We start from the raw sequence: 23,027 nt of genomic DNA, 5'->3' as shown, positions 1-23,027 counted from the left end.
GTGTTTCGCGCCAGCTTTGCGAAAATGTTGGTACCTTTTACATCAGCGAATGCGAAAATACCCCACCCTCCCCCTCCCCTAGAAGGGGAGGGAACTGAATGGTGATCGTTTGAAGTTTACTGCTTATTTTGAATATCGAGAGCTGACACGTTTGTGGACAGAACCTTGTTAGACCTGATGCTCTAAAAGGGTTCTGTCATATTAGGAAAAGTATGTTGATTCCTTGATCGTTTGCTATGTGTTCCTCAGAACGGAAACTGCGACAATAATAAATTCTCACTAGTGGCAGGTAGGTGCATAACACCTTAACAACAAAAGAATATATGGGTATTTTTGTATGGAAAGCATCGATAAACGCCCAAAAAAATCAAGCAACCTACAACAATAATTATCTCTAGTCCGAGTTGAACTTTTGAATTTTGAGTATGATTTCTTCACCGTACTTTTGACACATGCGACGAACAAAAACGGGTTCAATATGTTTAGCAAAGCCTAACATTCCCTTTAGTTCATTGACCTCCTCATCGCACCTCAATTGCTGCAAGCTAAAACGATGTATCAACGAACTTATTTTTCTTTTACGCTTTCGTCCAAGCGACAATCGCCCATCATTCGTGATCGTGACTCCAGTGATATGCCTATTCACTTTCTTTGACGCGAATACAGTTTTATCAGTGTTAAACCGTAAGAAAGACATACTCGGCTGCTGCACTAACTCATTCAAGAACTTAGGGAGTTCAAACAAAATATCTGCGGTATTAGTACTAAAAGCTAAGTCATCTGCATAGCGCGTGTAAGTTATACCTTTACGTTCACAATACTCCGTAACTGCAACATCAAAGAAGTACATAACCGCATTTGATATAAATGGAGAGCTTGGCGCACCTATACTCAACTCTAAGGTTGACTCGCTTCTACTTGGCTTCCAAAACAACAATGAACTGAGTACAAATTTATCCACCTCAGTCAATGCCACATTGTGTTGTTCAAAGGTACTCAATAAAACATCAGGCTTAATTGATGGAAAAAAGTTAGTAAAATCCATCTTCAACAAGTACCTGTTGTAGCGATGCTTATTTGCATTTCTTTTAATACCAGTACCTGCTTCATAAGCCAACGCAGATCCATGTATAGGCAACACGCCCCTAAGCTCACTTATACATACTCTTTGTAGAGGCTTAACACTTTTTGATGGTTGAGCTATGAGTCTAGTGCCTCCACCGTTTCTTTTTGGTATTTCATACCGTTTGTAGCGAACGGGAGCTGATACGACAAATCTAGCGCACATAGCTTGAGGCATACCTGATAACTCTGAAATCTTATCCAAGATATTCATATCTATGATTGCCCCTTCAGAATTTCGTTAATTTTACCCTGTACAAGTCTACGTTTCTTGGTCGATTGACTTTCACCTTCCTGGTGAAGCATGAACGTCTGCTTTATCTCGACGAACTTAGATGACCTATCAAAAGTTGACATGTCTTTACATTTGCCAAATGTGAGTTTAGTAAGTGAAGGTTGGGTAGAAAAAAAGTAATCAACATGGCTATACGTTTTTTGTCCAACCAAGCCAATTTTCATCAATAAATACAACAAAGTAGACAATCTACGTTCAGTAATCCCCTCTATCCCTAAATCAGTCATACACTTCATAATTTCCTGCTTTTTGATTGGGGTACATAAAGAAACAATATCATGAATTAGAAAAGCGAGATGACCTGAGTTTTCCTCATCAAACTGACCTGTTTTAGGGCTGCTGTCTAACTTTTCTACAAGATCTCCGACAACTAGGTCGATGTCTTCATATGCTAGTTTACTTGAGTCTGGAAAGGGATAAGCTAGTACAGATTTACTCGAATTTGCTTTGAGTTGAGCTAATGGCCCTAGGGCAATAAAAGAATCCACACCATCGTAGTGCTCTTCGGGAATGTATACTAATAACTTATCAGATGTGCTCGCATGATTGCAGAACAACCCAAACTCGACCAAGGAGCCTGCGCTTTCAAGGCAGATAACAATCAGTGATGCAACATTTGCTATATCTTCTTCAAATTGTAGTAAGTTCGAATATTGACCTTTTTGAAAATAATCAGCAAAAGACTCAGCAACGACAGTATTCCTTTCAATTTCATCATGATGCTCATCGAGGTAAAGTAAAATTCTCTCTCTAAGGCTAGCTGGATATACAGAGGAACTAGACTCTATTGGGCCACCACAGATGAAAGTTATTCGAGGGGTAAAATGGACTGTAAATTTCCTAAAATCAAGATTCGTAAAGATACTAGAAAGTGCTAGCAAATAAGAATCTTGATTGGAAGGAGTAGAAGGCAACTGGCTGTCCTTTCTCAGTTGTTGTTATTGGACGTAAATTGTTAGTAATCGGAAATAACACAAGGCGAACTAGTCGCCTTGTGTTGCCTTTACCTAAAGGAAGCGCAAGCATCGCTTTGTGCGCTCCTGAGGAACGAAGGATCGTGCAAAGCGATGCTTGCGCAGCCCTAAATATCCTCAATAAACATTTGTCTGGCTGAGCGCCCGACAAGATTGAACAACGAATTCTCGTTTTTCAAATCCACGCGTAAAGGTGTAAGTATTATAACGGATATATAATTTCCCATCAAAGCTCTTTGTTTTAAATGAGCTAGATAATCACAAATTTGTACTACTAAAAGTAGTCCGTCATATACCACCCCAGTGCAAGACCCTCTTGCACTACTCCGTATTAGGGTTTGCACAGCAAGCTCTAGACTCAACATATCTTATGTAGGTTTTCTGTTGCTTAAACGCGTTTTGGGGCAAAAGTGGTATTCCCCCATCACTATCCCCCCATTCTTCTTAGAGAAAATTCCTCCACTCTTTTTATTTGTCGCACAAATATCTTTGGCCAACCAATAAAACCCAACTATGATGCATGGCGATTTTCACCACATAACGACAGAGAAATATTCATGAGTAAAAAAAGCATCGCGGCTTTGCTAGGCATTGGCCTTGTATCCATCGGCTTGCTTTATCAATTTTGGGGACGGGAGTTTATCGCTCAAGATCGCTGTTTAGATGCGGGAGGTGCTTACCAGCAAGCAACGCAAAGTTGTGATCACAGCATGGATGATATTGCCTACGATGCCTTCGATGGTGTGACCTACTATGGCGTGGTGGATGGTAAATCCGTCAGCTTGGAGATCATTGGTCACGGTGATGGCTATCGGATGTCTGTTGATGGGCAGGTGACGCTTGGGGAACTCAATACCGAGCGCGGCTTTGAACAAGATGAGAATGCATCACTGTTTATTCTTAATTGGCGTCAGCCAGAAATTGAGCAGATCAAATGGGTCAAACTCTCAAGTGATCATCAACGTCTGGTTTTGGTTGATAAGGATGGCAAGCTCGACACAACCGCGACATTGGCAGCCACAGACGCCACATCAAACTGAACCCTAAAATCCGTGTATAAAAAAGCCCGCTGACGAGCGGGCAAAGAGGTTGTCAGAGAGGCCTTGAGCCTCTCTTGTTGTAATACCAATTAAGCTTGGTTCGCTTTTACACGCGCATGCAGCTCTTGTACTGAAGTGACGGATGCTTTGGCATCTGCCGTTTGTGACATACAAGTTGCAAAGGCGGCGTTCAGTGTGGTGGTGTAGTTCACTTTATGAGCCAATGCACCACGGCGTAGCACTTTTGAGTCTTCAATTGCTTGGCGGCCAGAAGCCGTGTTCACAATGTAGGTGTACTCATGGTTTTTGATGCGATCCAGAATGTGTGGACGACCTTCATGCACTTTGTTAACCAGACGTGGGTTGATGCCCGCTTCGCCCAGAATCACCGCTGTACCGTGAGTCGCATCCAACTGGTAACCCAGTTTCACTAGCTTAGAAGCCAGATCCACCACACGCTGTTTGTCACCTTCACGCACTGAAAGTAGCGCACGACCACCTTCAGGGTAAACCGAGCCACAGCCCAACTCTGCTTTAGCATAGGCTTCAGCAAACGTGGCACCGACACCCATCACTTCACCAGTTGAACGCATTTCAGGGCCAAGCAGTGGGTCAACACCCGGGAACTTGTTGAACGGCAGAACCACTTCTTTAACTGAGTAGTAAGGTGGAATGATCTCTTTGGTGAAGCCTTGTTGCTCCAGAGTTTGTCCAACCATCACGCGCGCCGCGATTTTCGCTAGCGGAGCACCGGTTGCTTTAGAAACAAACGGTACAGTACGCGCAGCACGTGGGTTTACTTCAATCAGGTAAACTTCGTTGTCTTTGACCGCAAACTGAATGTTCATCAGGCCGCGAACACCGAGTTCAAACGCCAACTTCTCAACTTGCTCACGCATCTTGTCTTGGATTTCTTGGCTCAAGGTGTAAGCTGGCAGAGAACAGGCTGAGTCACCAGAGTGAACACCCGCTTGTTCAATGTGCTCCATGATGCCGCCAATCACAACACGCTCACCGTCACAAATCGCATCCACGTCCACTTCTGTTGCATCATCAAGGAAGCGATCCAGTAGGACTGGTGATTCATTCGACACGCTCACCGCTTCGTTGAAGTAACGACGCAGATCTTGCTCATCGTACACAATCTCCATCGCACGGCCACCCAGAACATAAGAGGGGCGAACCACGAGTGGGAAACCGATTTCACGCGATTTTTCAATCGCTTGCTCGATAGCGGTTACAGTTGCGTTGTCTGGCTGTTTGAGGCCTAAACGCTGTACCGCTTGTTGGAAACGTTCACGGTCTTCCGCACGGTCAATCGCATCAGGGCTGGTACCAATTACCGGTACGCCCGCCGCTTCCAGCGCGCGAGCCAGTTTCAGTGGTGTTTGACCGCCGTACTGCACGATCACGCCTTTTGGCTTCTCAACACGTACGATAGCCAGCACATCTTCTAGAGTTACAGGCTCAAAGTAGAGGCGATCTGAGGTGTCGTAATCGGTTGATACGGTTTCTGGGTTACAGTTAACCATAATGGTTTCGTAACCATCTTCACGCAGGGCAAGCGCGGCGTGTACACAGCAGTAGTCAAACTCGATACCTTGACCGATACGGTTTGGACCACCGCCCAGCACCATGATCTTGTCTTTGTCAGTCGGATTGGCTTCACACTCTTCATCATACGTGGAGTACATGTAAGCCGTGTCTGACTTAAATTCTGCCGCGCAGGTATCCACACGCTTGTAAACTGGGTGGATGTTGTATTGGTCACGCAGGCGACGGATTTCGTTTTCGCTCACGCCAAGTAGTTTTGACAAACGCGCATCAGAGAAACCTTTACGCTTCATCTTACGCAGTACATCTTGGTTCAAGCCCGCAAAGCCACCGGCTTTCACTTCCGCTTCCAGCTTCACCAGTTCTTCGATTTGCACAAGGAACCAGCGATCGATGTTGGTCAGGTTAAATACCCCATCCACTGACATACCGGCACGGAAGGCATCCGCGATGTACCAAATACGCTCTGCGCCTGCTTCTTTCAGCTCATAACGAATTTTGGTCAGGGCGTCTGGCGCGTCCAGATCCACTTTCTCATCCAGACCAGCCGCACCGACTTCCAAGCCGCGCAGTGCTTTTTGCAGTGATTCTTGTTGGTTACGACCAATCGCCATCACTTCACCTACTGACTTCATTTGTGTGGTCAGGCGGTCATTGGCGCCGGCGAATTTTTCGAAGTTGAAACGAGGGATCTTAGTCACTACGTAGTCGATGGTCGGTTCGAACGAAGCTGGCGTTGCGCCGCCTGTGATGTCGTTCATCAACTCATCGAGTGTGAAACCCACCGCCAGTTTTGCCGCCACTTTCGCAATTGGGAAACCGGTGGCTTTGGAAGCCAACGCAGAAGAGCGTGATACACGTGGGTTCATCTCGATGATCACCATGCGGCCATCTTTCGGGTTGATACCAAACTGAACGTTTGAACCGCCGGTTTCTACGCCGATTTCACGCAGTACCGCCAAAGAGGCGTTACGCATGATTTGGTATTCTTTGTCCGTCAGCGTTTGCGCTGGAGCGACAGTGATCGAGTCACCAGTGTGGATGCCCATTGGGTCAAAGTTTTCAATCGCACAGACGATGATGCAGTTATCGTTCTTATCACGCACCACTTCCATCTCGTACTCTTTCCAACCAATCAGTGATTCGTCGATCAGCAGTTCATTGGTCGGTGAAAGATCCAGACCGCGAGTACAGATTTCTTCAAACTCTTCACGGTTGTAAGCGATACCACCACCGCTGCCGCCCATGGTGAAAGAAGGACGGATGATACATGGGAAGCCGACCATATCGAGGACTTTGTACGCTTCTTCCATGCTTTTTGCGGTATCAGCGCGAGGACACTCTAGGCCGATCGATTTCATCGCTTTATCAAAGCGTGAGCGGTCTTCCGCTTTATCAATCGCATCGGCGGTTGCACCAATCATCTCAACGCCAAACTCAGCCAATACGCCATGTTTTTCCAGTGCCAGCGCACAGTTCAGCGCAGTCTGGCCGCCCATGGTGGGCAAAATCGCATCTGGGCGCTCTTTTTCGATGATCTTACGCACCACTTCCCAGTGGATAGGCTCGATGTAAGTCGCATCGGCCATTTCTGGGTCAGTCATGATGGTCGCTGGGTTTGAGTTAACCAGAATAACGCGGTAACCCTCTTCGCGCAGGGCTTTACACGCTTGCGCGCCTGAGTAGTCAAACTCACAAGCCTGACCGATAACAATTGGACCCGCACCAAGGATAAGGATGCTTTGAATGTCAGTACGTTTTGGCATTATCTACTACTCCAAATTAAGCGCGGAATTGTTTAATCAGTTCAATAAAGTGGTCAAACAGCGGTGCTGCATCGTGTGGACCTGGGCTTGCTTCTGGGTGACCTTGGAAGCTAAACGCTGGCTTGTCGGTACGATGAATCCCTTGCAGTGAACCATCAAACAGCGATTTGTGGGTTGCACGCAGGTTGTCAGGCAGAGTCGCTTCATCGGCTGCAAAACCGTGGTTTTGTGAGGTGATCATCACCACACCGCGATCCAAATCTTTCACTGGGTGGTTTGCACCATGGTGACCGAACTTCATTTTTACTGTTTTCGCGCCGGAGGCGAGTGCCAGAATTTGGTGACCTAGACAGATCCCAAAAACAGGAATGTTTTTCTCAAGGAAAACGCGTGTGGCTTCAATCGCATAAGTACATGGCTCTGGGTCGCCTGGGCCATTGGATAGAAACACACCGTCTGGATTAAGGGCGAGCACGTCTTCTGCTGAGGTTTGCGCTGGCACCACAGTTAAGCGGCAACCACGATCCACCAACATACGTAGGATGTTACGCTTCGCACCAAAATCGTAAGCCACAACATGGTAAGGCAGTTCGCTGTCCGCTTTCGCTTCAGGTAGGCCACCTTCTAGCGTCCATGAGCCTTGTTTCCACGCATACGCTTCTTTGGTGGAAACCACTTTCGCGAGATCCATGCCTTTCAGGCCCGGAAACTCTTTCGCTTTCGCCAGTGCTAATGCTTCATCCAGATTATCGCCCGCCATGATGCAGCCGTTCTGTGCGCCTTTCTCACGCAAGATACGAGTCAGTTTACGGGTATCAATGTCAGCAATACCGACAATGTTTTGTGACTTGAGATAATCAGAGAGGGATTGTTCACTGCGGAAGTTAGAAGCGATAAGAGGGAGATCGCGAATCACAAGGCCTTGAGCATGAATCGCTGTGGATTCTTCGTCTTCGGAGTTGGTTCCGGTATTGCCAATGTGAGGATAAGTAAGAGTAACGATTTGCTGGGAATAAGAAGGATCAGTGAGGATTTCTTGGTACCCCGTCATCGAGGTATTGAAAACGACTTCACCGACGGAAATACCATCTGCCCCGATGGACACTCCGCGGAACACTGTCCCATCTTCTAGGACTAACAGTGCTGATTTACTCAAGACAACCTCCAGAATAAAAATGCATCAAAAATAAATTATTTTGCAAATTCGTCTTCCTACTAGCCACGAGTTCATGCATTAGGATGCTATAGACAAATTGGCGATATTCTAGGGATGTGATCGGAGGCTGTCAACACAAGCCTAAAAATTTAATTTATCTTTACGAGAGTCTGATGAATTTATTCATCAAAACCATCAAAAAAACATCTTTACTCAGTCATTCCTGTCTATTCATCCCCCACTCGGTGAGAAAGAACATTTTAAAAATGGAAATAGGTGGCAAAAAAACAACCACACATAAAGCAATCGTTAACAAGCCAAGTTTTTATCAAAAAACAGAGACAAAACCACAAAACGCACACCAACAATACAAAATAACAACAAAACAAGCTTAGCTTTCGCTGAAAATGGATGAGAAGATTTTTAATCAAGTTTTAAGGATAAAAAAAACGCCAGCAGTTCGCTGGCGCATAATTATGTATTTAGAGGTCATTCAATCCGAGCACATCGGTCATGGTGTAGAAACCGGCGGGTTGCTCCGCGAGCCAAATGGCGGCTTTGACTGCACCATTGGCAAACGTCATTCGGTCAGTGGCTTTATGGGTGATCTCCACTCGCTCACCAATATCGGCAAACATGGCGGTATGCTCACCAATGATGTCTCCCGCACGAATCGTAGCAAAACCAATTTCATTGCGTGAACGCTCACCGGTGATCCCTTCTCGCGCGTACACCGCCACATCACTCAGTTGATTACCCATCGCATGGGCAATCGCTTCGCCCATGCCAATCGCGGTACCCGAAGGCGCATCGACTTTATGGCGATGATGAGCTTCAATGATTTCGATATCACAGTAGTCACCCATCACTTTGGCGGCTTTTTCCAGCAGTTTAAACACCAAGTTGACACCAACGCTGTAGTTGGGCGCCATGACAATCGGGATCTTCTTTGCTGCTTGTTCAATGGTTTGGCGCTGAGCATCGGTAAAGCCCGTTGTACCAATCACCAGTTTTTTACCATGCTGCTCACACAAGGCTAAGTTAGCTAAGGTGCTGGCAGGCGCAGTGAAATCAATAATCACATCAAACTGTTCAACGGCTTGCTCTAGGTTATCGACTAAAACAATACCTTGTTTACCGATACCGCACAGCTCACCAATATCAACGCCCACTAATGAGGATTCTGGACGCTCAGAGCCCGCGCCCAATTCGGAAAGCGGATTCTGGTGTGTTGCTTTTACCAGATTGCGTCCCATACGTCCTGCGGCACCCGCAATCGCAATTCTAACCATCTTGCTGTCTCCATTCTCCACTGCCTTGAGGCAGTTCCAATTTGTAGACTTAAACTACCAACTATCTTCCACTCTGGCTAGCCTCACAACTTGGCCAAGCGAGGAAAAAAACACTTAACCAAATTGAGCAATCACTTGCTGGAGTACAGGTTCATTCGCTTCAGGGAAACGGTAATTGGCCAAATCGGCAATTTTCACCCAACCGCCTTGCTGGCCTTCACGACCATGAGGCTGACCATCAAAAGCCGTCACGAGCATAAAATCAAAGCTCAGCGATTTGTCCGTATAGTCGAAATCAAAATGTTGGAAAGCTTGTTGCTCCGTCACGGTAATGCCGATCTCTTCTTCAAGTTCACGAACCATGGCTTGCTCTCGGCTTTCCCCCGCTTCCACCTTACCACCGGGGAACTCCCAAAAACCGCCTTTATGCAGATGGTCGGGACGTTTGGTGATGAAAATTTCGCTCTGATCTGAGTTGAAGATGATGCCTGCAACAATGTGGATGCGTTTCAAGGGGCGACTCCTGTATTTCTGGCTGACGTGAATTTCAGTTGTATACCCTTCCTACTCAAAGCCACAGCGGTGTTGGCTGTAACTTCAAGTTGTTTGGGTATAAAAAGAGTCGCCTTAGCGACTCTTTTATTTAATAAGGTGAAACTGGCTTAGTTAATTTGCCCGTGACACTGTTTGTATTTTTTACCGCTACCGCATGGACAAGGTTCGTTACGACCTACTTTGCGTTCATCACGCACCATAGGCTGGTTCGACTCGTCTTGCTCAGCATCATCAGCACTCGCGTGTTGCGCTTGTGCATGACGCGCCGCTTCTTCGGCTTGCGCGCGGCGTTGAGCTTCCATACGCTCCACTTCTTCTTGCTGCTGGACACGGACTTTGGACAAGACAGTGATCACATCCGATTTGAGTGACTCAAGCAGATCTTCAAACAGTTCAAACGACTCGCGCTTGTACTCTTGTTTCGGGTTTTTCTGTGCGTAACCACGTAGATGAATACCTTGACGCAAGTGATCCATCGCTGCCAGATGCTCTTTCCACAGTGTATCTAGCGTTTGCAGCATCACAGATTTTTCAAAGTTACGCATCACCGCAGGGCTAACCGCTTGCTCTTTGGCTTTATAAACCTCAACCGCTTGCTCGATGATGCGCTCACGTAGTGCTTCTTCATACAGCTTGTTGTCAGCGTCTAACCAAGATTGGATCGGCAGTGGCAGATCGAAATCGTTTTTCAGGCGATCTTCCAACCCTTTGATATCCCACATATCTTCCAGAGATTGTGGCGGAATGTACTCATCCATCACCGCATTCAGCACATCTTCACGGTTTTGCGCGATCATGTCGCTGATATCGTCTGCGCTCATCAGTTCATCACGCAGTTCGTAAACGACTTTACGCTGATCGTTCGCTACGTCATCGTATTCCAGCAACTGTTTACGAATGTCGAAGTTACGGCCTTCTACTTTACGCTGCGCTTTTTCAATCGAGCGAGAGAGCATTTTTGACTCAATCGCTTCGCCTTCATCCATACCGCTTTGGATCAATGCCGCCATACGATCAGAGGTGAAAATACGCAGTAAAGTATCTTCCATTGAGAGATAGAAACGCGATGAACCCGCATCACCTTGACGACCAGAACGACCACGTAGCTGGTTATCGATACGGCGAGATTCGTGACGCTCAGTACCAATGATGTGTAGGCCGCCCGCTTGCAACACTTGATCGTGCACTTGCTTCCACTCAGCTTTAATCGCATCAATTTGATCTTGAGTTGGGTTGTCCAGCTTCTCCACTTTGGCTTGCCAGCTGCCACCCAATACGATGTCCGTACCACGACCCGCCATGTTGGTTGCGATGGTGACTGCGCCCGGTTTACCCGCTTCAGCAACAATTTCCGCTTCTTTTTCATGGAACTTCGCGTTCAGAACATTGTGCTTGATGCCTGCTTTTTTCAGTGCATTGGAGAGCAGTTCTGATTTCTCAATCGAAACCGTACCCACCAACACAGGTTGACCTTTCTCAACGCGCTGTTTGATATCTTCAATGATCGCGGCAAACTTTTCCGCCTCAGAGCGATACACCACATCCGGCATATCGTTACGCACCATCGGCTTGTTGGTTGGGATAACGACCGTTTCCAAACCGTAGATTTGTTGGAATTCAAACGCTTCGGTATCAGCGGTACCCGTCATACCAGACAGCTTTTCATACAGACGGAAGTAGTTTTGGAAAGTGATCGAAGCCAGAGTTTGGTTTTCGTTCTGGATCTTCACCCCTTCTTTTGCTTCTACCGCTTGGTGCAGACCATCAGACCAGCGACGACCCGGCATAGTACGACCGGTATGTTCATCAACGATCACCACTTCACCATCGGGTGTCACGATGTAATCGACGTTCTTTTCAAACAGAACATGCGCACGCAATGCCGCGTTAACGTGGTGCAGCAAGCTAATGTTAGCGGGAGAGTAAAGCGTATCACCCTCTTGCATCATGCCGTTTTTCACTAGCAGCTCTTCAACGAACTCTTGACCCGTTTCGGTCAGGTGCACCTGCTTAGATTTTTCATCCACGGTGAAGTGACCGTCACCGCGGTACTCTTCCGAATCTTCTTTATCTTGCTTTTGCAGTAGCGGGATCAATTTATTGATACGGATGTAGAGATCCGAACTGTCTTCCGCAGGACCTGAGATAATCAGCGGGGTACGTGCTTCATCGATTAAGATCGAGTCCACTTCATCGACCACAGCAAAGAAGCGAGCACGTTGCACGCGATCTTCAGGGCGAAACGCCATGTTATCGCGCAGGTAGTCAAAACCAAATTCGTTGTTGGTGCCGTACAGGATGTCGGCTTGGTAAGCCTCTTTTTTAGCAGGCTGCGGCATGTTGGGAATATTCACGCCCACGGTCATGCCCAAGAATTCGAAAAGTGCTCGGTTGGTTTCTGCGTCACGTTTGGCCAAGTAGTCGTTGACCGTAACAATGTGTACGCCTTTGCCAGGTAGGGCATTCAGGTAAGCGGCCAGTGTTGCGGTTAACGTTTTACCTTCACCGGTACGCATCTCAGCGATTTGACCGCCATGCAGCACCATACCGCCAATCAGCTGTACATCAAAATGGCGCATGCCGAACACACGCTTAGACGCTTCGCGCACGGTGGCAAAAGCTTCTGGCAACAGTTGATCAAGGTTTTCGCCCTGTTCAATGCGTTGACGGAACTCGACAGTTTTGGCTTTTAGCTCTTCATCGGAGAGGGCTTCAAAGGCGGGTTCGTAGTTATTAATCTCTTTTACAATCTTGCGTAAACGGCGCAGTGTGCGGTCATTGCGACTGCCAATCACCTTTGTCAGTAGCTTAGTTATCATTTGTTGTGAATCTCTCTGTGCTAAATCGCTGTCTATCGACCTTGGAATGTCTTTAGTCTCTACCTATTTTCAACTAAGGATACTGAGATAAGTCATCTGTGTGAGATATTGTGATGACAGCGTTTATTTTCAAGGCACGCAGTTAATTAAGTGCTGCCTAGTTTAAGGAATTTTTGTCTCAACAACCAAGGTTCTCTATGATTTGTTGAATACGAGCTTGCGGTTTTGTGCACTAAGCCCAATGTTTACAAGGTTTCTCGCGCTTTTTAATTCATCTCAGCAAACTAAGATGTACGTTTCGGTGCGCCAAGAAGCGCGTTAGAATAGCGTCACACCAGCCAAAGGAGAATCCGATGCGTGATCACCGCCCTACCGCTACCGATGAGTTGATTCAAGCATCCAAACTCAAGCAGATCCAAGAGCATGCAAAAGCGATTTTGCTTATTAATCGCCAATTACAAGACATCCTGCCCAAAGGCTTAAAAACCCAAGTGCGCGCCGCCAATGTGCGCGGTGGTAATTTGGTGCTTGAAGCAGCCAGCGCAGCGCTCAAAATGAAAGTCGATTATGAGCGTTTACATATTTTGACTCAGCTTAGGCAAAACGGGTTTGGCCATTTGATCAGTATCGAAGTGCGAGTCAATCCTGAGTTGTATCGGCAAAGCAAAATCACCTCTGAGGATGCTCGGGCGGCAAATCCTCGCCCACCGCTCTCTGAACATGCCGCTCATGTGCTGCTCGCGATTGCCGATCAAGCTTCTGATAAAGTCAAAAAACGCTTACAGAGCTTAGCGCGTTTAGCGAAAGCAAATCAGAAAGACGATTGAACAGGTTACACTCACCGAATTGCGTTTAAATGCTATTGAATTTAAAAAAAAAATAAAGCCAGACATCAGTCTGGCTTTATTATGATTATTCTTTCTGAATGGCTTACGCGAGAACCATGTTCGGCTCAGCAAAAGCAACAGGTGAACCCACTTCTTCTTCGAAGGTTGCCCATTCCCATGCTTCTTGATCGGCCAATACCGCACGCAGCAGTTGGTTGTTCAAGCCGTGGCCTGATTTGTAGGCACGGAACTCACCAACAATCGCATGACCAGCCATGTAGAGATCACCAATCGCATCCAGCACTTTATGAGTCACAAACTCGTTATCGAAACGCAGTCCTTCTTCATTCAGGATACGGTAATCATCCAGCACGATCGCGCAATCAAAACTACCACCTAAGCAGAGGTTTTGTGATTGCAGATATTCGATATCACGCATAAAACCAAAGGTACGCGCACGAGAAATTTCTTTCACAAACCCTTGTGAAGAGAAATCAAACACGAGGCGTTGGTCATCGCCATCAATCGCTGGGTGGTTGAACTCAATTTCGAAATCCATACGGAAGCCGTTAAATGGAACAAATTCAGCCCACTTATCGCCATCTTCAATGCGTACAGGTTTCTTGATACGGATGAAGCGTTTTGGTGCATTGAGTGTTTGAATACCCGCTTGTTGCAGCAAGTAAACAAAAGGACTCGCACTGCCATCCATAATTGGAATTTCGGGTGCATCCACTTCGATAATCGCGTTGTCAATCCCCATCCCTGCTAAAGCAGCATTAAGATGCTCTACGGTAGAGATTCGTACACCTTGATCATTTACCAAAGCGGTACAAAGCATGGTGTCACGCACAGAAGCCGGATCGGCAGGGAAATCAACCGGTGGGTTGACGTCAGTACGACGATAAATAATCCCCGTATTGGCTGCGGCCGGGCGAAGAGTCAGCGTAACTTTACGACCAGAGTGTAAGCCCACCCCAGTTGTTTTCACTATTTCTTTCAGAGTACGTTGTCTGATCATCTAGTTGCCTCGATTTATTTAGCCACAATGAACGGCCGGCACAACACCGACCGACATCCTACCAGAATTCTGAACACTGTCAAATTACGCTGATATTTTAGTCAGCTTGACGTCTCAGGAAAGCCGGAATATCAAGATATCCGCTCTCTTTTTCTGGCTTTGGCGCGACACTCTGACTTGCCGAAGAGTGCGATGGCGCTGCTGCTGGTTGAGTTTTCACTTCAACTCTTTCATGCAAAGGCTGTGCCGCTTTCTCTTCCACGCGAGAAGTCACCGGAGCCGATACAGGTGCAACTTTAGATTTGCCACCTGCAACGAGAGTGATATCTGGCTTTTTCTCGTTACCGATACCGGTTGCCACGACTGTTACGCGGATTTCGTCTGCCATATCAGGGTCTAACGAAGTACCGATAACCACAGTTGCATTGTCAGAAGCAAACGCCTTAACAGTATTACCGACAGTTTCGAATTCATCCAGTCGCATATCTAGGCCGGCAGTAATATTCACCAGAACACCACGTGCACCAGCAAGATCGATGTCTTCCAGCAGCGGGCTAGAAATTGCCATTTCAGCAGCTTCTTCCGCGCGGTCTTCACCTCTTGCAACACCACTACCCATCATGGCGTGACCCATTTCCGACATCACAGTGCGTACGTCCGCAAAGTCGACGTTAATCATGCCTGGGCGAGTAATCAGTTCAGCGATGCCTTGCACTGCATTTTTAAGTACGTTGTTCGCGCTCGCAAAGGCTTCCAGTAACGTGATACCACGACCCAACACTTTGAGCAGCTTTTCGTTTGGAATCGTGATCAGTGAATCAACGTGCTTAGATAGCTCTTCAATTCCCTGCTCAGCAAAAGCCAAACGCTTTTTGCCTTCAAAGCTGAAAGGTTTGGTTACTACAGCAACCGTTAAAATGCCCAGCTCTTTTGCCACTTCGGCAATCACTGGTGCAGCTCCGGTTCCTGTACCGCCACCCATACCTGCTGCGATAAATACCATATCGGCACCAGTTAGGAATTCTTTAATGCGTTCTTTATCTTCTAGTGCTGCATCACGACCCACTTGTGGATTCGCACCTGCACCTAGACCTTTGGTGATATTGCCACCAATCTGAATAACAGTACCAACGCTCGTTTTGCGCAGTGCCTGAGCATCAGTATTGATACTCATGAATTCCACACCCTCGATGGATTCACGCACCATGTGTTCAACCGCGTTACCGCCGCCGCCACCCACTCCAACGACTTTGATTACCGCATCGTCAGACATTTCCATCATCGGTTCAAACATGTGTTATCTCCGTTTTTCCTGTCTCTCAGGTTAAAACTCTTTTTGTATCCAGTTGCGCAAGCGGCCTATCCAACCTGTCATAGAGGGTCGTTTAGGTTCCTGATATTCAGTATCGTCGCTGATTTGACTATCTCTTGCGTAATGAAGCAATCCCACTGCCGTAGAATGATACGGCTCTTTTACATAGTCGGTAAGGCCACTCACTTCCAGCGGTTTACCCACCCTAACTTGATTGCGGAATACGCGTTCTGCGCATGCCACTAAACCTTCTATTTGTGCTGCGCCCCCTGTCAACACAACGCCAGCAGCCAAATGGTGTTTGATGCCTTCTTTGCGTAGGGATTCTTGCACCGAATCCACGGTTTGATTAACCAGCCCCATTAATTCAGTGTAGCGAGGCTCAATCACTTCCGACAAGGTTTGTCGTTGCAAACTTCTTGATGGACGGCCGCCGACACTCGGTACATTGACCGTGTCGTCTTTGCTGACCAATTCACTCAGTGCGCAACCATATTTTACTTTAATTTCTTCCGCATCACTGACTGGAGTACCAAAAGCAAACGCGATGTCACTGGTTACCGCGTTGCCTGCGTAAGAAAATACTTCGGTATGACGCAGGGCACCTCCGGTCCAAATGGCGATATCCATGGTGCCAGCACCAATATCAACCACACAGACACCAAGCTCGCGCTCGTCTTCCGTAATCACTGCGTTGCTCGCCGCCAAACCGGAATACACCAATTGTTCAACTTTTAAACCGCAGCGTTCAACCGCTTTAATAATGTTTCTTGCCATATCATTATGGCAAGTGATCAGGTGCACACTCACTTCCATGCGAACCCCGGATAAACCCAGCGGATTCTTGATGCCTTCCTGATAATCTATGGTGAACTCCTGTGGAATAACATGCAGGATACGCTGTTCTTCACCAATTTTGATCGATTTTGCTGTATGGATCGCGCGATCCATATCTTCTTGGGAGACTTCTTCATCCGAAATCGTCCCCATTCCTTTCTCTATACGGCTGGCAATGTGCCGTCCAGAAATCGAAAGGAACACATGGCTGATTTTACATTCAGCCATCATCTCCGCTTGATCAATCGCCCGTTGGACCGATTTTACTACCGATTCAAGGTCGTTCACGCCGCCTTTATCCATCCCGCGAGATGGGCTACTGCCAGCGCCAATAATATTGATTTGACCATCAGGGAGTATTTCACCCACGAGAGCGGAGACGGTGGCAGTGCCTATGTCCAGACCAACAATAATGTTGTCATCGACAGTCTTAGTCATCGTTTTTCTCTTGTGTTAACTCTTGTTCAGGGAACCAACCCACCGCGGCTCCAGTATCATACCTGAGGTCGATATAGCTGACTTGTTCAGCTTTATTACCTAATTGTTTATAGAGCAAAAAGAAGCGCGATATTCGTTCTTCTAATGACTCTTTCCCCAATTCCAGACGAATACCATTGTCGAGAATAATTTGCCAAGCTCGTCGATCATTTAATACTAATGAAGAGATATTTAAACCTAGCTGAGCAAATTTCGGGTTGTAATCTCGCCATGCTTTTAATACTTGTGGCGCAGTGCCATCTGGCCCATATAATTTGACGTATTCACCATTTACTCGTGCAATATCGCCATAAAATACCGTGCCATTTTTATCTAATAACGCATTCGCATTCCACAGAGCTTCAACCTGATATTCGGTTAAATAGACTTTAATCGTATCTGGCCACTGTTTTCTTATCGATGCATGGGAAACCCACGGGATCGACTGCACACTCTCTTGCAGAACATTAATATCTTGTGACATAAATGTCCCGATATGATCTAAGCGTGCTAATACCCGCTGAACATCGAGAGCAGAAACATAATGTAAGTCACCCTGTAAAACGAGTTTAGAGAGAGGCAGACGTTGTTCGTCCCACATCCAACTGATCGTCGAATACAGCAAACCACCTATCAGCAATAGCACCACCAGAAAAAAACTCGCACCACAGGCATGTTGTTTAACTTGTGGTGAGCGGGTGATTCTCTGGCCTTCTAAAAGTACCTTGTTGATCAAAGCCCGGTGATCCTGTTATCGACTGGCAATTTGATTCCCTATTTCGTAGCGTCATAGAGGGTTAAAGCAATGACTTTAACCTCCGGATTATACTGAGGTGATCCAAAGTATCAAATACCCAACATCAGAAATCTGGGCTTGATACCAAGGAATTCACCAATGAGACAACCTTTAGGCTGTTTTAAATCTGTTGCATACGCCCGATATTGAGTTCAAGCGCGGCTAAATGCCTTGCTACTTTCCCGACATCGCCCGCGCCTTGCGTCAGTACCAAGTCACCATCCTGCAAGATATTGGCAAGCACCGAAGGTAAGGTTTGGCTATCCGGCACAAAAATCGGATCGATTTTGCCTCGGCTGCGGATAGTTCGACACAAAGATCGCCCATCAGCACCTGCGATAGGCTTTTCACCAGCAGCATAGACATCGAGCATGAGCAGTACATCAACTTGCTCAAGTACGTTGGCAAAATCATCATACAAATCGCGAGTTCGCGTGTAACGATGCGGCTGGAAAATCATCACTAAGCGTTTTTCTGCCCAGCCATTACGCGCCGCTTTAATCGTCACGTCAACTTCAGTGGGGTGGTGACCGTAATCATCCACCAGCATAGCGACGCCATTCCCGGTTTCAAACTCTCCAAGATGGTCAAAACGGCGACCTGTGCCTTGCGTATTGGCCATTGCGCGTAAAATCGCTTCATCGCGAATATCGTCCTCGGTAGCCACAGCAATAGCCGCAGCGGCATTCAGCGCATTGTGACGGCCGGGGATATTGAGCGTGATATCCAAATTCGCTTTGCCTTTACGTACCACGGTAAATTGGCCCTGCTGACCATTCTGGCGGTAATTTTCAATGCGCACGTCGGCATCTTCTGAGAATCCATAAGTGATCACTTGGCGGCTAACACGCGGAATAAGCTCACGAATCACCGGATCATCAATGCACAAAATCGCTTGCCCATAAAAAGGCAGATTGTGCAAAAAGTCGATAAAGGTCTGTTTAAGGTTTTCAAAATCGCCGCCGTAAGTATCCATATGATCCGCTTCGATATTGGTGACAATGGTGACCATCGGTTGCAGATGCAAGAATGAAGCATCACTTTCATCCGCTTCAGCGATCAAAATGCGGCTAGAGCCCAAACGGGCGTTGGTGCCAGCGCTTTTCACCAAACCACCATTCACAAAGGTCGGATCCAATCCTGCTTCAGAATAAATCTGAGTGACGAGTGCCGTCGTGGTGGTTTTACCGTGAGTTCCCGCGACCGCAATACCGTGGCGAAAACGCATCAGCTCTGCCAACATCTCAGCACGACGAACAATCGGGATGCGTTTTTCACGCGCCGCTTGGATTTCAGGATTTTGTTCATTAATAGCCGTCGAGACCACGACCACGCTTGCGTGAGCAACATTGTGCGCCTCATGGCCAATAAAAATGGTCGCGCCTTTGTCAGCTAAACGGTCAGTGACCGCATTCGCGGCCAGATCGGAGCCTGAAATTTGATAGCCTTCATTGAGCAGCACTTCCGCAATCCCGCTCATCCCCGCCCCGCCAATGCCAATAAAGTGGATCGCTTTCACACGGCGCATCTCTGGCACCATAGCGCGAATTTGGGCGAGGTCTTGGGTATGTTTAATCGTCATAATTCTGTTCTCGTTATTCGGTAATGGCGATGATCGCTTGCGCCACCACCTTGTCAGCATCTAATTTGGCGGCTTGGCGCGCCTTCTGTGCCATGGACAATAATTGTGCTCTATCGAGTTCGCGCACCACCTGGGTCAGCTTTTCCACACTCAATTCGGGCTGCTCAATCATTTTGGCTGCTCCACAAGCCACTAAATGATCAGCGTTGAGTGCTTGCTGGCGATCTTTATGCATGAAAGGGATAAAAATCGCCCCAACGCCCGCCGCTGAGACCTCTGAGACGGTCAATGCGCCTGAGCGACAGATGAGCAGATCCGCCCAAGCGTATGCATCTGCCACATCATCAATAAATTCGGTGACTTGCGCGCTTTCCACTCCGGCAGCAGCATAAGCCTCAGCCACGTCTTGTTGGCTGTTTTTACCGGCTTGATGACGGATTTCATAACCCTCACCTAATGCCGCCATCACCGCTGGCAAGGTTTGGTTTAGGATGCGGGCACCTTGGCTGCCACCCATGACTAAAATTCGAATAGCACCGTTACGCGTGGCAAAACGCTGCTCTGGCGCGGCAAGTTGCACCACATCTTGACGTACTGGGTTACCCACTACAGGCGCGTCAGCGAATGCTCCGGGGAAGGCTTGAAATACGCGGCGCGCAATTTTAGCCAGCCATTGATTGGTCAATCCCGCCACGGCGTTTTGCTCATGCAGCACCACTGGAATCCCCAGTAACCAAGCGGCAATCCCGCCGGGTCCGCTCACGTAACCGCCCATGCCGAGTACTGCATCTGGCTGATAAGCCAGCAAATGGCGGCGCGCTTGCAAAATCGCGTTCACAATTTGGAAAGGTGCTTTGAGTAAGCGCATCAGCCCTTGGCCGCGCAGCCCTTTGACTTGAATAAAGTCAATCTCAATACCGTGCTTAGGAACCAATTCCGCTTCCATTCGGTCAGCCGTTCCCAACCAACGAATTTGCCAACCCTGTTGCTGTAGTTGTTTGGCGACAGCTAAACCGGGAAATACGTGACCACCGGTTCCTCCGGCCATCACCATTAATTTTTTATTCTTGTTCATCAACTGTGATTTCTTCTGGTGCGTGGCGATCCGCTAAACGGCATTCATGATCGATGCGCAGTAAAATCGACACCGCCACTGACATAATAATTAAACTGGAACCGCCGTAACTGATCAGCGGTAAGGTCAAGCCTTTGGTGGGCACCATACCCGCTGCCGCACCGACGTTCACTAAGGTCTGAAACGCAAACCAAATACCGATGCCAAACGCGAGGTAGCCGCCAAACTGCTGATCATGTTGAAAGGCTTTTTTGCCGATAAAAATCGCTTTTAGTACCAAACTGAAAATCAGCACGAGCACTAATACCACGCCGATAAAGCCAAGCTCTTCGGCCAAGACGGCGAATACAAAGTCAGTATGCGCTTCAGGCAAATATTCGAGTTTTTGAATCGAATTGCCTAATCCTTGCCCAAACCACTCACCGCGGCCAAACGCCATCAAGGATTGAGTCAGCTGGTAACCGCTACCAAAGGGATCTTCCCACGGATCTAAGAACGAGGTCACACGGCGTACACGATAAGGTTCAGCGACAATCAGCGCGACCACCGCTAACACTCCTGCCACCATCAAGGCCAAAAACTGAGAGAGTTTCGCGCCGGCAATAAACAGCATGCCAAACAGTGTCACCAGCATTACGATCACGGTACCTAAGTCCGGCTGACCGAGCAGCAACACCGCGAGCGTACCAAACACCATGATAGGTTTTAAAAAGCCGCCAAAGAAAGTCTGTCGTACTTCATCATGCTTGCGTACCAGATAACCGGACATAAAGATAAACAGTGACAGCTTAGCCACTTCCGCTGGCTGAAGGTTAAAAAGACCGAGCGGGATCCAACGTGATGCACCGTTGACCGATTTGCCCACGACCAACACGACAATCAATAAGAAAAAGGAGATGCCGAGTAGTAACGAGCTGTATTTCATCCAGCGATCTAGAGGGACTTGTAACACCATGCTTGAGGTGAGAAAAGCCAACAGCAGAAAGATGGCGTGACGAAACATAAAGTGAAACGGTTGATCGGTTAGGCGAGAACTGATGGGAAATGAGGCTGATGTCACCATCACCAAACCAATCAGCATCAAGCCAAAAGCAATCCAGACCAATTGACGGTCAAACAGCGCCTCTGGTGAGGAGGTTCTCAACCAGTGGCTCAGTTTTGTGAAAGATCCGGATAAAAACAAGTGACTTACCTAACGCTTATGCATATTGCCGAGCGAGTTGGGCAAAAATATCCCCACGCGCCATAAAGTTTTTGAACTGATCAAAGCTCGCACAAGCGGGAGAGAGCAGCACCATATCCCCACTTTTTAATTGCGGGCGAATTGAGCGAATTATGCTCTCCATCGAGTCATAAAACCGAGCCGAAGGGTGCAGTGGCATAAATTGATGGCCATCCACACCAAAGCAGCACAATTGCACAGGCAATGTCGCCAATACGGGGGCGAGCGGCGTGAAATCCGCCCCTTTACCTACGCCACCAACCAACAAATAGAGCTGGCCTTCGATTTTTAATCCCGACAATGCTGCCAGCGTACTCGCAACATTGGTCGCCTTAGAATCATTGACCCACTTGATGCCGTGATTATCGGCAACCACTTGGCAGCGGTGTGTCAAACCCGTGTAAGACTTGAGTGCATCCAAAGCCAAACGGAAGTTTACTCCGGCTGAATCCAGCAAAGCTAACACGGTAAGTACGTTTGCCACGTTATGACGGCCAACTAAACTCAGCTCAGCACACGCCATGACGGCCTCATCGCGCGCAAAAAGGTATTCGCAGCCTTGATGTTGAGCAAGGCTAAATTGTGCCGCTTGCTCGACACCAAACGTCACCACTTGCAGATGCGCCGCGTGGTCAGGAAAGGTTTGAGTATCATCGGCATTCACCACTGCTGTTTCGGCATGATCGAAAATGCGCAGTTTGGCTTGGCGGTAATCCTCCATCCCCTGATAACGATCCATATGATCTTCAGAAAGATTGAGAAACGCGGCCGCTTTCAGTTTTAGGCTAGAGGTAGTTTCTAATTGGAAGCTTGATAGCTCAAGCACATACAGTTCAACGTCTGGAGAAATCAGATCCAGTGCCGGAACCCCAATATTGCCGCCTACCGCGGCCTTCACACCAGCAGCATTGGCTAACATACCACTTAAATCAGTGACGGTGCTTTTGCCGTTCGAGCCAGTGATCGCAATAACGGGTGTATCCACATGCCATGCAAAGAGCTCAATATCACCGACAACAGAAATTCCAGCGGCCAGCACTTGTTGGATTTCCGGCCTCGCCAACGCAATGCCTGGGTTGGTGACTACCAAATCGGCATTGAGTAACCACTCAAGATTCCACCCGCCACGGTGCAGTGCAACGTCCGACGAAAGCTGCTCTTGCCCCGGTGGTGTTTCGCGCGTATCGATAACCTGCACGGTTACCGACGGATGATATTTTCGCAGATAATTAACGACAGAGAGCCCGGTAATCCCGAGCCCTACGACGACCACATGCTGTATGCCTTGCCAACGGTCCATTGAAA

18 protein-coding genes are annotated in these 23,027 nt (G+C 47.7%); 3 read left to right on the top strand and 15 right to left on the bottom strand.

Going from position 1 to position 23,027, the window contains the following annotated elements:
• Positions 1-394: 394 nt before the first annotated feature.
• Positions 395-1,336, bottom strand: coding sequence for a retron St85 family RNA-directed DNA polymerase (locus GOU96_RS08395; RefSeq protein WP_025628386.1), 942 nt, complete (start codon positions 1,334-1,336; stop codon positions 395-397).
• 2 nt (positions 1,337-1,338) lie between these two features.
• Positions 1,339-2,331: a retron St85 family effector protein gene (locus tag GOU96_RS08390; RefSeq protein ID WP_001141272.1), complete on the bottom strand. Its 993-nt coding sequence runs from the start codon at positions 2,329-2,331 to the stop codon at positions 1,339-1,341.
• Positions 2,332-2,948: 617 nt separating this feature from the next.
• Between GOU96_RS08390 and GOU96_RS08385 the strand changes: the two genes are divergently transcribed.
• Positions 2,949-3,431, top strand: a complete 483-nt coding sequence (locus GOU96_RS08385; protein ID WP_148537456.1) for a hypothetical protein — start codon at positions 2,949-2,951, stop codon at positions 3,429-3,431.
• Positions 3,432-3,520: 89 nt separating this feature from the next.
• On the opposite strand, the gene carB is transcribed toward GOU96_RS08385, so the two are convergent.
• Entirely contained in the window at positions 3,521-6,751 is a 3,231-nt protein-coding gene (gene carB / locus GOU96_RS08380) for a carbamoyl-phosphate synthase large subunit (RefSeq protein WP_113611791.1), read from the bottom strand.
• Positions 6,752-6,767: 16 nt separating this feature from the next.
• Positions 6,768-7,907: a glutamine-hydrolyzing carbamoyl-phosphate synthase small subunit gene (carA, locus tag GOU96_RS08375; protein ID WP_000045131.1), complete on the bottom strand. Its 1,140-nt coding sequence runs from the start codon at positions 7,905-7,907 to the stop codon at positions 6,768-6,770.
• A 266-nt stretch (positions 7,908-8,173) separates the two neighbouring features.
• On the opposite strand from carA, the gene GOU96_RS08370 reads away from it, so the two are divergent.
• Positions 8,174-8,302: a hypothetical protein gene (locus GOU96_RS08370; protein ID WP_042987934.1), complete on the top strand. Its 129-nt coding sequence runs from the start codon at positions 8,174-8,176 to the stop codon at positions 8,300-8,302.
• Positions 8,303-8,389: 87 nt separating this feature from the next.
• On the opposite strand, the gene dapB is transcribed toward GOU96_RS08370, so the two are convergent.
• The 3 genes from dapB to secA all read right to left on the bottom strand — a co-directional run bounded on the left by dapB (position 8,390) and on the right by secA (position 12,573).
• Positions 8,390-9,199 (bottom strand): 4-hydroxy-tetrahydrodipicolinate reductase, encoded by an 810-nt coding sequence (gene dapB, locus GOU96_RS08365; RefSeq protein WP_000251590.1) that lies wholly within the window; start codon positions 9,197-9,199, stop codon positions 8,390-8,392.
• A gap of 114 nt (positions 9,200-9,313) precedes the next feature.
• Positions 9,314-9,712: an 8-oxo-dGTP diphosphatase MutT gene (gene mutT, locus GOU96_RS08360; protein ID WP_000821182.1), complete on the bottom strand. Its 399-nt coding sequence runs from the start codon at positions 9,710-9,712 to the stop codon at positions 9,314-9,316.
• 149 nt (positions 9,713-9,861) lie between these two features.
• On the bottom strand, positions 9,862-12,573 hold the full coding sequence (gene secA, locus GOU96_RS08355) for a preprotein translocase subunit SecA (protein WP_000628934.1): 2,712 nt from the start codon (positions 12,571-12,573) through the stop codon (positions 9,862-9,864).
• Positions 12,574-12,926: 353 nt separating this feature from the next.
• Here secA and GOU96_RS08350 point away from each other — a divergent pair, with 353 nt between their 5' ends.
• Entirely contained in the window at positions 12,927-13,400 is a 474-nt protein-coding gene (locus GOU96_RS08350; RefSeq protein WP_001204646.1) for a DUF721 domain-containing protein, read from the top strand.
• A 103-nt stretch (positions 13,401-13,503) separates the two neighbouring features.
• On the opposite strand, the gene lpxC is transcribed toward GOU96_RS08350, so the two are convergent.
• The 8 genes from lpxC to murD form a co-directional block, all read right to left on the bottom strand.
• Positions 13,504-14,421 carry a UDP-3-O-acyl-N-acetylglucosamine deacetylase gene (lpxC, locus tag GOU96_RS08345; protein ID WP_000621097.1) on the bottom strand — a complete coding sequence of 306 codons (918 nt, stop codon included), beginning with the start codon at positions 14,419-14,421 and terminating at the stop codon, positions 13,504-13,506.
• 97 nt (positions 14,422-14,518) lie between these two features.
• Positions 14,519-15,715, bottom strand: coding sequence for a cell division protein FtsZ (gene ftsZ, locus GOU96_RS08340; RefSeq protein ID WP_000462806.1), 1,197 nt, complete (start codon positions 15,713-15,715; stop codon positions 14,519-14,521).
• Positions 15,716-15,745: 30 nt separating this feature from the next.
• Complete coding sequence (gene ftsA, locus GOU96_RS08335; protein WP_000169466.1) at positions 15,746-17,008, bottom strand: cell division protein FtsA; 1,263 nt, start codon at positions 17,006-17,008, stop codon at positions 15,746-15,748.
• Positions 17,001-17,783, bottom strand: coding sequence for a cell division protein FtsQ/DivIB (locus GOU96_RS08330; protein ID WP_000608980.1), 783 nt, complete (start codon positions 17,781-17,783; stop codon positions 17,001-17,003). Before GOU96_RS08330 ends, ftsA begins: the two co-directional genes overlap by 8 nt.
• Positions 17,784-17,964: 181 nt before the next feature.
• Positions 17,965-19,425: a UDP-N-acetylmuramate--L-alanine ligase gene (murC, locus tag GOU96_RS08325; RefSeq protein WP_000152805.1), complete on the bottom strand. Its 1,461-nt coding sequence runs from the start codon at positions 19,423-19,425 to the stop codon at positions 17,965-17,967.
• A gap of 13 nt (positions 19,426-19,438) precedes the next feature.
• Complete coding sequence (murG, locus tag GOU96_RS08320) at positions 19,439-20,500, bottom strand: undecaprenyldiphospho-muramoylpentapeptide beta-N-acetylglucosaminyltransferase (protein WP_113601751.1); 1,062 nt, start codon at positions 20,498-20,500, stop codon at positions 19,439-19,441.
• The gene (ftsW, locus tag GOU96_RS08315) at positions 20,487-21,683 is read right to left on the bottom strand and encodes a cell division protein FtsW (RefSeq protein WP_000480004.1); all 1,197 of its coding nucleotides are present in this window, start codon (positions 21,681-21,683) and stop codon (positions 20,487-20,489) included. Before ftsW ends, murG begins: the two co-directional genes overlap by 14 nt.
• A gap of 16 nt (positions 21,684-21,699) precedes the next feature.
• Positions 21,700-23,022, bottom strand: coding sequence for a UDP-N-acetylmuramoyl-L-alanine--D-glutamate ligase (murD, locus tag GOU96_RS08310; RefSeq protein ID WP_258501943.1), 1,323 nt, complete (start codon positions 23,020-23,022; stop codon positions 21,700-21,702).
• Positions 23,023-23,027 lie beyond the last annotated feature (5 nt).

It is taken from the genome of Vibrio sp. R-1, assembly GCF_035615595.1.
GTDB classification, from domain to species: Bacteria; Pseudomonadota; Gammaproteobacteria; order Enterobacterales; family Vibrionaceae; genus Vibrio; species Vibrio cholerae.
The sequence above is the reverse complement of the archived record's forward strand: the minus strand, read 5'-3'. Positions and strand labels throughout refer to the sequence as shown.

What these genes read in the sequence shown, in the direction of transcription:
- GOU96_RS08395 (WP_025628386.1), bottom strand. Translation starts at nt 1,336, where the DNA reads ATGAATATCTTGGATAAGATTTCAGAGTTATCAGGTATGCCTCAAGCT.
- GOU96_RS08385 (WP_148537456.1), top strand. Translation starts at nt 2,949, where the DNA reads ATGAGTAAAAAAAGCATCGCGGCTTTGCTAGGCATTGGCCTTGTATCC.
- carB (WP_113611791.1), bottom strand. Translation starts at nt 6,751, where the DNA reads ATGCCAAAACGTACTGACATTCAAAGCATCCTTATCCTTGGTGCGGGT.
- GOU96_RS08370 (WP_042987934.1), top strand. Translation starts at nt 8,174, where the DNA reads ATGGAAATAGGTGGCAAAAAAACAACCACACATAAAGCAATCGTTAAC.
- dapB (WP_000251590.1), bottom strand. Translation starts at nt 9,199, where the DNA reads ATGGTTAGAATTGCGATTGCGGGTGCCGCAGGACGTATGGGACGCAAT.
- secA (WP_000628934.1), bottom strand. Translation starts at nt 12,573, where the DNA reads ATGATAACTAAGCTACTGACAAAGGTGATTGGCAGTCGCAATGACCGC.
- GOU96_RS08350 (WP_001204646.1), top strand. Translation starts at nt 12,927, where the DNA reads ATGCGTGATCACCGCCCTACCGCTACCGATGAGTTGATTCAAGCATCC.
- lpxC (WP_000621097.1), bottom strand. Translation starts at nt 14,421, where the DNA reads ATGATCAGACAACGTACTCTGAAAGAAATAGTGAAAACAACTGGGGTG.
- ftsZ (WP_000462806.1), bottom strand. Translation starts at nt 15,715, where the DNA reads ATGTTTGAACCGATGATGGAAATGTCTGACGATGCGGTAATCAAAGTC.
- ftsA (WP_000169466.1), bottom strand. Translation starts at nt 17,008, where the DNA reads ATGACTAAGACTGTCGATGACAACATTATTGTTGGTCTGGACATAGGC.
- murC (WP_000152805.1), bottom strand. Translation starts at nt 19,425, where the DNA reads ATGACGATTAAACATACCCAAGACCTCGCCCAAATTCGCGCTATGGTG.
- murG (WP_113601751.1), bottom strand. Translation starts at nt 20,500, where the DNA reads ATGAACAAGAATAAAAAATTAATGGTGATGGCCGGAGGAACCGGTGGT.
- murD (WP_258501943.1), bottom strand. Translation starts at nt 23,022, where the DNA reads ATGGACCGTTGGCAAGGCATACAGCATGTGGTCGTCGTAGGGCTCGGG.